The sequence below is a fragment of the Microbulbifer maximicatervae (SeqCode) genome, assembly GCF_052468095.1.
The window spans coordinates 1,036,807-1,049,302 of the sequence record NZ_CP174332.1; the positions used below are offsets into that span (position 1 = coordinate 1,036,807).

The window sequence follows — 12,496 nt, forward strand, 5'->3', positions numbered from 1 at the left end:
TGCTTTCTTGGGTTTCCCGTTGGGAGTCGGAGTTCAGGTGTGAGTGCAAGCTTCAATAGTAAAAAAAATATGTATAAAGCCTGTTCGTTTTGTTGTGAGTTCATGATCGCAAGATGATTTTTATGTGATTGGCGGACCGATTGTTCTGGCTAATTTTTAGAGGTAATTTGAAGGGGTAAGATTGTAAGTGGGTGTAAGTGAGAGGGGCTGGTCATGTAGCAAAAAAAAACCATACTACGCGGCAAGAAAAATAAAAAAATAAAGAAAATTACTTTGAAGTGATTGTTAAAATTTCTAATGTGTTTAATATTTCTCTCGGAAAATAATAAATAGAATCGATAAGTAGAGACTCTTGATGGTGGTCAAAGATTTACCCGGCAGATTTACCCGGCAGATTTACCCGGCAGATTTACCCGGCAGATTTACCCGGCAGATTTACCCGGCAGGTTTACCCGGCATGATTCCCGGATGGGTCTTTCAGTCGAGTTCTAAATTCTCTGATGTTTAAACCATTCTTAATTCAAGCTTTGAGGTTTTTGTTAAGTTTTTTGATATATATCAGCTTGATTAAAACAGTAAAAAAATAGCCTAAATGCCTCCGCATAGACGATTGAGGCCGTGTCTTATTTGACTTTAAAAATGGAGATTGAAATGTCGATACAGTTACAAAACATACTCAAGGAAAACGGGTTAGACCCTTTAAAGGTGGCACTGTCATCTGTGGCGGAACTCTATTCGATGACAGAGGATAACTTACTGGATTTCAAGACAGGCTTGATCCATGAGGCATTCGCTTATCACTATGAGAACAATGCTTTTTTCCGCTCCGCTTGCGATAGCAAAGGAGTGACACCGGATATGATCTCAACTCCAGCTGACCTGATCAAAATACCTCTGATTCCCATTGAGCTTTTTAAATCAAACGATAGCCATAAGTTACTTTCAGTCAGCCTACGTGATGTAGAGCTAGAAATGCGAAGCACAGGTACCTCTGGTATTCCCAGCGTTTCGCGCCGCTGCGCGGACACCGTTGACAATGCGGTGCTGGGGATTTACTCGATGTATCGCGAATTCCTAAAGATCTCCAAAGGTGCCGGCCTTTATCTTTGCCCCTCAACCGAGGAAATTCCTGAAATGGGCATGATCAAGGCCCTCAATATGCTCGCAGGTCTGCTGGACACTCATAGATTCATGGTTCGGCAAGAATCTTTTAAGCCCGAAGAGGCCTTAGAACAGCTTGAGGATTGGAATGATAAATTCAGTCGCCATTTGATTGGTCCTCCATTCCTGATCAATCGTTTTATCAGCTACCTCAAAGCTACCAACACCCGAATTAAACTCGATAAGAGTAGTTACATCATCACTCTTGGGGGGTGGAAGCGCTTCTCAGGCCAGATGTTGTCACGTGCAGAATTCAACAGTGAATGTATCGAGTACTTGGGCGTTGAAGAGAGCCAGATCCGTGACATCTACGCCTTGGTTGAATCCAATGTCATTGCTATTGACGATGAGTATGGAATCAAGCATGTCTCCCCCTTCGTTCATTTCTCGGTAAGAGACCCCAAACAACTAGATCGAGAGGTCGAACCGGGCCAGACCGGCCAATTGGCAATTCTTGACCCTCTCGCACGTTCGACGCCTGGTTTCATGCTTACTGAGGACTTGGTGCGACTGTTGCCTGAAGCGAGTCGTTCGGGAAGAAGTGGTCAACGCATGCAGTATGTAATGCGCCTACCTGAGTCAAAAGAATTTGGTTGCTGTGCGGTTAATTTAGATAAGCGGCTTGAAGATTTGGACGCAGAGCAGGCTGCTAGCGGCAGTTGTCCAGTCGTCGCCTAATTACAGCTGTCCAAGATGGAGCTACAACATGTACAACGACATCATCATTGACAACTTTTCCGACCCGGCTCATGTCGGTGATATCAACGAACCCAATTACGAATATGAAATTGGCAATCCAGTATGTGGAGATCGGATTCGCGTTCAGATCAACATCACCAATGGACTGATTGACAGTGCTCGCTTTAGAGCTTGGGGCTGCGCTACTTCGGTGGCGACGGCCAACATTTTCTGTGCCTCGCTTGAGGGGTTGGCACCGGAACAGCTTGCCGGGAGAACAAGTAGCGAAATAGAAGGCATGCTTGGTGAACTAGAGCCATCACAACACCATTGTGTTGAGATTTTGCAGCAGCTTCATCATAGGTTGCTGAGCTTAGTTGGCAAAGATTGTCGGGAGGTGATGCCATGACAAATGCTCACTCGATTGAGGGTTACTTCGACTACAACGCCACAACCCCGGTGTCGGAGGCTGTAGCTACGGCTATGTCCTCTGCGCTTCGGCTCTTTGCTAATCCATCGGGGCGTACGCTTCCTTCGACCAGTAATCGTGAGCTAATCCAGCGAGCAAAGACCCATGTCGCTAGCCTACTGGGTACCGCGCCGGAAAAAGTTTTCTTTACCTCCGGCGGTTCTGAAGCCAATAACTGGGCTATTAAAGGAAGCCTGATGAACGACCTGGGTAGGGCCGGCCATATCCTAACCACGGCGATTGAGCACCCTTCAGTTCTAGAAACTATCCGATACTGCGCCCACCAATTCGGATTCGAAGTCACCTGCTTGAAGCCGGGACCGAGTGGCGCCGTCAGTTTTGAGGCTGTCGCTGAAGCTATCCGGCCTGACACCAGATTGATTTCCATGATGTATGCGAACAATGAAACCGGCGTTATTCAACCTGTGGATCAGGTGGCAAGGCTGACCCGCTCCCGAGGCATTCCGTTCCATGTCGACGCAGTGCAAGCAGTAGGTAAGCGGCCTCTTGATGTCGAGGCATTAGGTGCTGATTTTGTTTCTTTTTCCGCACACAAATTCTATGGTCCCAAGGGTATTGGCGGCCTATATATCCAGAATATAGATCGCATATCTCCCTTGATTCATGGTGGTGGACAAGAGATGGCAATGCGCTCTGGTACCGAGAATTTGGTCGCTATCGCCGGACTCGGTGAGGCTGCTGACGAATGTCGCAGGGAGCTTGAGTACTGGGATCATCACTGTCTGAAGTGCAAACAGCACTTGATCGAACAGCTTGGCAAATCCTCTATCGAAACACATATCAATGGTGCTAGTCATTATGAGGGGGCGATTTCCAATACCTTAAACCTATCGATTCCAGGCATTCGGGGTGAGGCGCTTGCTCTGTTAATGGAAAAGAAAGATGGGATTGTGGTGTCGATTGGCTCTGCATGCAGTAACAACAAGACCCGTCAACTATCGCCTGTATTACAAGGAATGGGGCTAAGTGATGAAGAAATACAAAGTGCGATCAGGATTAGCTTCGGCCGCTTTACCAGCCTTGATGATATAGATCGTTTTGTTGATTCATTGCAGCGGTGCGTGGCACAGCTCAAAAGCATGAGCTTTAAAGGGTGAGGAGTTGGGCTCATGACGGATAAGATTTTTCCAGCTCAGCGCTTCATGGATCAGTTCGCCCGACACGTGGTTAATGAGCCTAGCCGTACCGCCTGCGTATTCCAGCCTCATGGGCCTGATAGTGCTCTATCGCTGAGTTACGGTGAACTGAATCAGCAGGTACTGGAACGGGCCCGACTGTTAGTCGAGCGCGGATATAGAGGCCAGCCGCTTGCTCTGCTTTTCCCTGCTGGTCTTGATTTTGTGGTCAACTTCCTCGCCTGCCTCGCGGCTGGCGTCATTGCTGTACCCCTGAACCTGAGTCGCAATGCTCAGCAATTAGAGCGCACTGTTCGTATTCTTGGTGATGCAAAGACCAAAGCCATTCTGACGACCGCTGAGACTCGTGAACAGCTATTTGAGCAATTAGCAGAATTACCGGCGATTAATTTGGGCGACCAGGCCTGGATTGATGAGCAGCAGGTTGGTGCTGCTAAAGATGTAGAGTTACCTCTTCCGGCTCCAGATGAGTTGGCGTTTGTTCAGTACACCTCAGGCTCTACTGATCTACCCAAAGGTGTGATGGTAAGTCACGCCAACATTATCGATAACCAATTGGCTATCCAGCAGGCGTGTGGCCACCGCGAAGGTGTAATTGCTGGCGGCTGGCTGCCACAGTTCCACGATATGGGACTGATAGGCCATATGCTGCAGCCATTGTTCCTTGGTGGTACCTACGTCTTCATGCCACCGATGAAGTTCGTTCAGCGTCCACGCCGGTGGTTAGAATTGATATCTCACTATCGAATTCATAGCTCTGCTGCACCTAATTTTGGCTATGAGCACTGCATCAAGTTCATAGGTGAGCGAGAGGACTTATCGGGATTAGACCTGAGTTGCTGGAAGGTGGCTTTGAATGGCTCTGAGCCTGTCAGCGCCGACACTATGAGGATATTTGCTGAACGTTTCCAGCCTTACGGTTTTTCCTCTACTGCTTTCTTTCCCTGCTACGGCATGGCTGAAACCACTTTGTTTGTCTCTGGAGGACCGAAAGGCGTAGGCATTGAAACCCTGGCTTTCGATCCCGCAGCATTTGACTCTGGTCGACTGCAATCTACTGGTGAGGGGCGTCAAGTGGTTAGCTGCGGTCGTATCACGCCAAGGATGATTTTGAAGGTTGTTGATCCGGAGAGTGGCCGGCTAGCAGATGAGGGTTGTATTGGTGAGATATGGATTAGTGGTGCCTCAATAGCACAAGGTTATCTTAACAACCTTGAGATTAGTAAGCAGCAATTCGGTGCTCGTATATCGCCCTGCGACGGTCATTATTACCTCAAAACCGGGGACATGGGCTTCGTCCGTGACAATAAGTTGTATATCACCGGGCGGATTAAGGAAATGTTAATCCTGCGCGGCCGCAACCTTTATCCATACGATATTGAACGTACCTGTAGTGACCATCCTGATGCGGCAGGCAATAACGGAGCCTCGGTTTTCACTGTGGATAGCAATGGCCAAAACCGACTGGCAGCCATTGTTGAGATTCGCCGCCACGCCTTTCTTAACCGAAACCACGATGAACTCCGACAGGAGCTGCGTGAGGCAGTGATGTTGGCACATGATGTCGCCCTCGACCAGCTTTTGCTGGTCAAGCCTGGCGGTATTCCGAAAACCACCAGCGGCAAAGTTCGTAGGACTGCCTGCAGGGATCTGATTGCAGCCGAAGAGGCGCAGCTCGCATGAACCGTTGATAGGAAATATAAGATGACGAATGAATTTAGAATGAAAAACCTGGTGGAACAGATCACAGATTTTATCGCTGCTAAGACACCAGAATTTTCGATTGATAAGCACAGTGACACCTCTTTCTCAAGTCTAGGTCTAGACTCGGCAGACCATGTCCAGCTATCGACTATGGTGGAGGACCACCTCTCTGTTGACATCGATCCGACGCTAGCCTTCGACTACCCAACGATTAACGCTCTTGTGGCACATCTCGAAAAGAATTTTTCAAGAACAGCTTTGGAGCGCAGTTGATGTCGCGACTTGATTGCATAGTTATCGGTGGAGGCCAGTTCGGTCTTCACACCGCACGAATGCTGCAGCAGGCTGATCTCAACTACCTTCTGCTTGAACGGGATAGTATTGGCGACGTTTGGCGTAACCGGCTCGAAGGTATGAAGCTATTCACTTCACGTCAATTCTGTGCCCTGCCAGGACTAGCCTTTCCGGGCGATCCTGAGGGCTTCCCGACTACAGTAGAAATAGCTGATTATTTGGTCAGCTATGCAGGCCACTTTGATCTTCAGGTTCGAGAAGGTTGTGAAGTTGTTGGTCTCGATCGCCTTTCGAACGGCAGTTTTCAGGTCGACCTTGCCGACGGCACGTCTCTGCTCGCCACCAGTATCGTCAATGCAACTGGTGCTAATCAGATACCCCAGGTGCCGGCGATAAGTTCCCAACTTGCTGGAGAGGTGCAGCAACTAGACGGTAGTCTCGCCTCAACCGATGTCATTTCTGATGGCCACACTGTTGCCGTTATTGGGGATGGTGCTACTGGGCGTCAGATCGTGGACCGGCTAGCGGGACGTTGCAATGTGTTTTTGGCCACGGGTTCCCCACGTGGCCTGCCTCCCAACCGTTTGTTCGGACGTGATATTTTTTGGTGGCTTGATCGCTTGCGTATCCTTTCCGCCGATAAGAACAGCCTCATCGCGAAGATATTAAAAAAGCGTAACCCTGTCCCCTGTGGTGAATACAACAATAGACGGCTGAAGGCTAAAGGCGTAAAGATTGTTGGCCGTGCTTTGGAGTGCTCTGGCCGTCAAATCCGTTTCGACTCCGTCGGTTGGCATGACATAGATACAGTGATTTGGGCAACAGGCTATTGCGACCGAACGAGCTGGCTAAAGTTGCCGCACTGTGTCGATGAGAGGGGCTTCATTGAAAACTATGGAAGGACTCCAGAGCCTGGGCTTTTCTTAGTGGGACGTAAATGGCTTAGTTGTCGAGCGTCGGAGCTGGTAATGGGGGTTGAGAAGGATGTAGAGCGAGTAATGGTGCCGCTGCGAGCCTTTTTATCCGAAAGGAAAGAAATACCTTGAACAAAAATATAAAGACCGATTGGATCATTCGCTCTGGCGCCAGTAAGTGGCTATTAGCGCTGGTGCTGTTGCTCACATTGATGTCGGCTGTTGGCCTAAAACGGATGGGGCTGGCCAGTGATTATCGCGTTTTCTTCGATGATAACGATCGTGACCTACTGCGCTTGGAGCAGATGCAAGATACTTATAGCACGACTGATAACGTGTTCATCATGATTGAACCGGTGGATGACAACATCTACAACCAGCGTACTCTGAGCCTTATACATGAAATGACACGCGCGTTGTGGCGGACGGCCCATGTCTCTCGAGTAGATTCGCTAACGAACTTCCCCTATAGCTCTGCTGAAGACGATGATATTTTGATTGAGGAGTTCGTCTACGAGCTTGACGAATTGACGCCGCAAAGGATCGCCTTTATTGAAACTGCCGCTAGTAGTGAGAGGGACTTGGTTGGCAATTTGGTTAGTAAGAACGGACGATTTACCGCGATCAATGCGACCATTCGGTTGCCAGGGTTAGACCATAAGGCCGAAGTGCTAGCCGTTACCGGTGCTGTCGATGAATTGATTAAGTCATTCAAGATGGAATATCCGGATCATCGTTTTTTTGTCACCGGTGTGGTGGAGATGAACGGTGCCTTTTTCCAGGCGGCAAAAAAAGACTTCATCACGCTGATACCGTTGATGATCCTTTTTGTGCTGGTCAGCGCTGCTCTAATTCTCGGATCACCTGCTGCAGGTGGCGCTATTTTGACGGTAGTAGTGTTGGCACTGCTAGGGTCTTTGGGTCTAGCTGGTTGGCTCGGTATTCAATTGTCTGCGCCATCAGTATCGGCTCCAATCATCATGTTCACGGTGATAGTAGCGTCGGCCATCCACATCCTCAGCTATATTCAGCGCCAGATACGCAGTGGTGTTTCTCGTGAAGAAGCAGTCTTGCAATCCTACCGGCGCAATCTCAAGCCGATTGCGGTGAGCCATGTCACTACTATTATCGGTTTTCTGGCGATGAATTTCAGTGACTCACCGCCGTTTCGAGATCTTGGCAATATAGTTGCCTTAGGTGTGCTCTTCTCGCTACTTTTGTCGTTGACGGTTCTACCACAGCTTCTGCTGCGTATTCGTTTTTCAACGCGGGAAACAGGTGCCAACCGACTGATTAATCGCATGGCTTTGTTGTCAGGCTGGGTTATCGCTTACCGCCAGCGGATATTGTGGCTAATGCTACCTTTGTCCCTATGCGTCGCTGCACTCAGTCCATTGAATCAATTAAACGATGATTTAATCCGCTATTTTGATGAGTCGCAGCCCTTCCGTGCTGATTCTGAACGTATCGATCGCCACTTTTCTGGTATTTATACAATCGATTACTCGCTCTCGGTACCAGAGCAGAACGGTATGTTTCAGCCAGAGTTTTTACAGTTTCTTGATACATTCGATGACTGGCTACATGAGCAGCCAGAAGTTTTTACAACTGCAAGCCCCCTGCACCGAATCAAGGATCTTAACCGTTTGATGAATGGTGGTGATGAGGACTCTTACCGGTTACCTGGCGATACAATTACCGCTGCACAGCAGTTCCTGCTATACGAGATGTCGTTGCCGTTTGGTCGTGATGTGACCCATCAGGTGAATTTGAATAAATCCTCGGTGAAACTGACTGCACGATTAAAGAATCTAAGCTCGGTGGGCTTAATTGCTTTTGAAAAACGGGTCGAAGAGTGGTTATTGCAAAACCAACCTCGCTCCATTGATATCTATCACAGCAGTCCCGCAGTGATTTTTTCCCACATTGGTCAATCAAATATTGTAAGTCTCCTTGAAGGTGCCTCGCTAGCGTTTGTGGTGATTTCATTGACGTTGATGCTGGTATTCCGCTCACTCGATATTGGTCTATTGAGCTTGGTTCCAAACCTGCTTCCAGTCGCGGCAGCATTTGGATTTTGGTATCTCGTTAATGGTCAAATCTCAATGGGGCTGGCTGGGGTGTCGGCAATGGCGATCGGCATAATCGTCGATGATACAGTTCACTTCCTCTATCAGTATGTCAACGGTCTAAAGCGGGGGCTCAGTCCTGAAGATAGCGTAAGCGAAACCATTAGTAAGACTATGGGTGGGATCGTGATTAGCTCAATGCTGCTAGTGATAGGCTTCCTTCTATTGTCGACCTCGGCGTTCGAGAAAAATGCCCAGATGGGTATGCTCACGGGGATGTCTATTGTGTTGGCATTGGTGTTTGACTTGATATTACTACCGGCCTTGGTTCTAACCTTTATGCGCAGGACACGTACGTCGAACCTGCAATTTCGTACCGACAAGGAACTAAATAATGCGAACTGATTACCGTCTCCTCCTTCCAGTGACAATACTTTGTGGCCTAATCGGTTTGCCGGTTCAAGGCGCTGCTAGCGATGTTAGAAAGGGGCGGGAGGTCGCAGTGGCAGTGGATAACCGTGATCTTGGTTACGGCGACAGTGTTGCCGAATTGACGATGATTCTACGCAACAGGGCCGGAGATGAAACTCGACGTGAACTGCAGATCAGCTCACTTGAGAGTCACGAGGGTGGAGACAAATCGTTAATCCGCTTCAATTTTCCTGCCGATATCCGGGGCACGGCGCTTCTAACGCATCCGCAGTTAGAGGATACCGATAAGCAGTGGTTATATTTGCCTGCCTATTCCCGTATTAAGAGGATCTCATCTCGCAATAAGAGTGGTGCGTTCGTCGGTAGTGAGTTTTCGTTCGAGGACTTGTCTGATAAGGCGGTCGACGATTTCCGCTATACCTACGTGAGAGAGGAATCATGCGAAGATGGTGCCCTGGTTTGTGACGTAATTGACCGAGTGCCAGAAGACTCTCACTCTGCATATAGCCGGCAGCGGGTCTGGGTTGATCAGAGTGCTCGACGTATCTTCCGTATAGACTATTTCGACCGTAAGGAAACGCTGCTCAAGACTTTTTCCGCAAGGGATTTTCGCCTCTACGACGATCGTTATTGGAGGCCCATGGAGGTGGTTATGCATAATCAGCAGAGTGGAAACGTAACGATCTTAAGCTATAGCCGCATCGAGTTTGGTACCGGTCTCTCAGTTGCGAATTTCCATCGCAATACACTCCGGGATTAAGGGTATGGGGGTCTTGCGTTTAGCGTTTTGGGTGCAGCTGTGTCTAAGCCTTACCATTATGCCGGTCCTCGCAGAGGTCAAGGTTGACAAGTATTCTGTTGATATCGCGGCCACGGCTCGTATATTTGCAGAAGAGGAGTCGCTGGCCATTGATGATAGCTACCGCTTCGGACCGGGGCTGGAAATTGAAGCAAATGCTGAGGGGGATATTGGTGATACTGGCTATAAGCTGCGGTTGTTTGGTAGCTGGGATAAGCAGGATGGGGAGCGTCGTTATGCCGATATCCGCCAAGCCAGCCTTCACTGGCGCCGTGATCAGTTATCGCTGAATCTTGGTGTTAGCACTTTCTTTTGGGGCGTTTCTGAATCTCTGAATATAGTCAATGTACTTAATCAGGCTGACTTGCGCCAAGCTATCGACGGAAAGGAAAAGATGGGGCAGACCTTCGCATCTTTAGGTCTGCGTTTTGATAACGGCGAACTATCGATATTCTATCTGCCAACTTTTCGTGAGCGAGAATTTCCAGAGCGCCCGTCATTCGGACTACCGATTTCGGACCGGGCACTTTTTGAAAGCTCGAATAGAGGTGGAGATGTTGCTCTGCGAGGCCATTTTTACGCTGGTGATTTAGAAACAGGGATCGGTTACTTCAGAGGCACTAGGCGGGCGCCACTACTGGTAAGGCCTAGCCCTTCAGCGACGATGTTGACTCCCTTTTACATCGAAACCGAGAATTTTTTACTGGACACACTTTATCTCCTCGGCGACACGACCTTGAAGTTGGAAGCGAAAACTGGTCGCGAACTGGAGCAAGGTTTCTTTGCTGCAAACGTTGGCCTTGAGCACCCGATTTATTCGCTACCGGATAGTATGCAAGATCTGTCCTTGATCGCCGAATATCTAATCGACGATAGGGATGAGCAAGCTGAAACATTAGGTCAGAACGATCTCTTTGTCGGCCTTAGAGCTAGCTTCGGTGATACCGGTGACAGCGAATTTCGAGGGGTCATAAGTTATGACTTCGATAGTCATGGCAACTACCTCGACTTAGGCTTAGAACACCGTCTGAGCGATTATTTTAGAATCGAAACTCGGGCGTTTTTATTCCTCAATGTGGGCCGCAGTGATACTTGGCTGTATCCAGTACGGGATGAGGATTTTATCGAGTTTAAGTTGCATTATTCTTTTTGAGCGGACCCTATGAAGACTGGAGTTAACAGGGATATAGGTCTTTGGATTGCTACCGTGAAGGAGTTTGAAACTCTAATCGAGCATGATCCGCAAACTGTCTTCACCACAGTTAGCGAGGCTGAGCAGAAAAGATATAGTGGGATTGTTAATCGAGCGGCGGGCCTACATTTTCTGCTTGGTCGTTACCTATTGCGTTATGTTTTATCCGCTAAAAGTGGCGTAAGTATTTTGCCGGCAGATTGGGAAATTTTCCCTGATGAGCAAGGCAGGCCTAGAGTTTTAAACCAAAGTGTGGCCCCAATAAAATTTAGTATTTCTCATGCTAGTGGTGTGGTCGCGATTGCGCTTAGCTCTACCGTTGATCCAGGTATAGATCTGGAGCCCCTTGCTCGTGAACTGGGCTCAGGTCTAAATTTCAGGCATTTACTTAGTCCAGAGCAATATGACCAGGTAATGACTATCCCAAGCACTGCTCACTGTGAATTGTTAACAAGGGTTTGGTGCATTAAAGAGTCTGTGTCCAAAGTGTGTGGTTTGGGGCTTCGACTGCCTTTTTCTACGATCGAGTTTGATCTTGTATCTTTGCTTAACTCGCAACCAGCCACGTGGCTTGAGTGTAAGGTAAGAGAAATGGGGAGCTTTTGGTTTAACCTTTGCACGTTGGCGCAACGCTATTGGCTTTGTGTAGCGATGGAGTCGCCGGCGTTGTCGCCTTTGGGTCGATTGGAAACAAACCATTTTAACCTACTCAGCCGCAAGGCGTTTTAGAAACAAGACGTGGAGTTGGAAGTAGCTGCCGCACAAAATTAATTTTAGGTCCAGTTACGCTGCTTCAATGTCATTAATACAGGATGAGATGATGGACGTGCTCGAGTACATCAGGGAAAAGGAAAGGTTGCTTAGGGCTCGGATTAACAATTTGGACCTCAAAAGCACCCATGATAATCACCTGCATCAGTTGTCCTATTACATCAGTAACTTGCTTAAAAATTCATGGACTTCGAAAGCTGGGCCGGTTGTTGATCCTGCTACCAATCGTGAATTACAAGTCATTAAGAACCCTAAGGCCATCGCTTTCTACCAAGACTGGCAAGCACGTATTGGTCAGCAGATATATATTGGGCGCTGGATTGTAGTTGACCAGTCGCGCATTGACAGTTTTGCCGAAGTAACTGGAGACCGCCAGTGGATTCATATTGATCCAGAACGAGCAAGGGCTGAATCGCCGTTTGGAGGCACAATTGCCCACGGCTTTTTGGTCCTATCGCTAATTCCCGAGCTCACCGATGCTGTCAATCCGGAAAAACCGCCTTACCCTGAAGCTAGAATGATTATAAACTGCGGCCTTGAACAGGTGCGTTTTCCTTATCCAGTTAAGACTGGCAATCGTATCCGAGCTCGTACGACTTTAAAGTCCCTGGTGCCATCGAAGCGTAGTGTGGAAATGATCAATCATATTGAGGTAGAGGTTGAAGGTTCAGGTCGCCTGGTTTGTGTTGCGGATAGTGTGCTGAAACTTTACTTCTGAATTCAAAATGCACGCGCACCCTCCCGGCACTTACTAATTATCATAGGCAAACTGGGAGGAGAGTAATTCTCGATTGATCGCTCTTGCAAGAGCGCAGAATTAGCCATCTCTGGATAGAGATATGAACCTTGAGTATCT

The 12,496-nt window shown here is 48.4% G+C and carries 11 protein-coding genes; all 11 read left to right on the forward strand.

The annotated features are described in order from the left end of the window. Window positions 1–651: 651 nt before the first annotated feature. The 11 genes from ACJJIL_RS04490 (at window position 652) to ACJJIL_RS04540 (ending at window position 12,358) form a co-directional block, all read left to right on the forward strand. Window positions 652–1,839, forward strand: coding sequence for a LuxE/PaaK family acyltransferase (locus ACJJIL_RS04490; RefSeq protein ID WP_152454489.1), 1,188 nt, complete (start codon window positions 652–654; stop codon window positions 1,837–1,839). 28 nt (window positions 1,840–1,867) lie between these two features. Further along, window positions 1,868–2,248, forward strand: a complete 381-nt coding sequence (locus ACJJIL_RS04495; RefSeq protein WP_152454488.1) for an iron-sulfur cluster assembly scaffold protein — start codon at window positions 1,868–1,870, stop codon at window positions 2,246–2,248. Further along, on the forward strand, window positions 2,245–3,426 hold the full coding sequence (locus ACJJIL_RS04500; protein WP_152454487.1) for a cysteine desulfurase family protein: 1,182 nt from the start codon (window positions 2,245–2,247) through the stop codon (window positions 3,424–3,426). Before ACJJIL_RS04495 ends, ACJJIL_RS04500 begins: the two co-directional genes overlap by 4 nt. A gap of 12 nt (window positions 3,427–3,438) precedes the next feature. Next, complete coding sequence (locus ACJJIL_RS04505) at window positions 3,439–5,148, forward strand: fatty acyl-AMP ligase (protein WP_152454486.1); 1,710 nt, start codon at window positions 3,439–3,441, stop codon at window positions 5,146–5,148. Window positions 5,149–5,169: 21 nt separating this feature from the next. After that, on the forward strand, window positions 5,170–5,442 hold the full coding sequence (locus ACJJIL_RS04510; RefSeq protein ID WP_216646255.1) for an acyl carrier protein: 273 nt from the start codon (window positions 5,170–5,172) through the stop codon (window positions 5,440–5,442). Beyond that, window positions 5,442–6,509 carry a flavin-containing monooxygenase gene (locus ACJJIL_RS04515; protein ID WP_152454485.1) on the forward strand — a complete coding sequence of 356 codons (1,068 nt, stop codon included), beginning with the start codon at window positions 5,442–5,444 and terminating at the stop codon, window positions 6,507–6,509. The genes ACJJIL_RS04510 and ACJJIL_RS04515 overlap by 1 nt, the downstream gene beginning before the upstream one ends. Next, on the forward strand, window positions 6,506–8,851 hold the full coding sequence (locus ACJJIL_RS04520; RefSeq protein ID WP_152454484.1) for an efflux RND transporter permease subunit: 2,346 nt from the start codon (window positions 6,506–6,508) through the stop codon (window positions 8,849–8,851). Before ACJJIL_RS04515 ends, ACJJIL_RS04520 begins: the two co-directional genes overlap by 4 nt. Then, a complete protein-coding gene (locus ACJJIL_RS04525; RefSeq protein ID WP_152454483.1) occupies window positions 8,841–9,638 on the forward strand; it encodes an outer membrane lipoprotein-sorting protein in 798 nt (265 codons plus the stop codon). The genes ACJJIL_RS04520 and ACJJIL_RS04525 overlap by 11 nt, the downstream gene beginning before the upstream one ends. 4 nt (window positions 9,639–9,642) lie before the next feature. Further along, entirely contained in the window at window positions 9,643–10,830 is a 1,188-nt protein-coding gene (locus ACJJIL_RS04530) for a hypothetical protein (RefSeq protein WP_152454482.1), read from the forward strand. A gap of 54 nt (window positions 10,831–10,884) precedes the next feature. Continuing rightward, on the forward strand, window positions 10,885–11,598 hold the full coding sequence (locus ACJJIL_RS04535) for a 4'-phosphopantetheinyl transferase family protein (RefSeq protein ID WP_172975418.1): 714 nt from the start codon (window positions 10,885–10,887) through the stop codon (window positions 11,596–11,598). Between the two features lie 67 nt (window positions 11,599–11,665). After that, window positions 11,666–12,358 carry a MaoC family dehydratase gene (locus ACJJIL_RS04540; RefSeq protein WP_282933835.1) on the forward strand — a complete coding sequence of 231 codons (693 nt, stop codon included), beginning with the start codon at window positions 11,666–11,668 and terminating at the stop codon, window positions 12,356–12,358. Window positions 12,359–12,496: the final 138 nt, after the last annotated feature.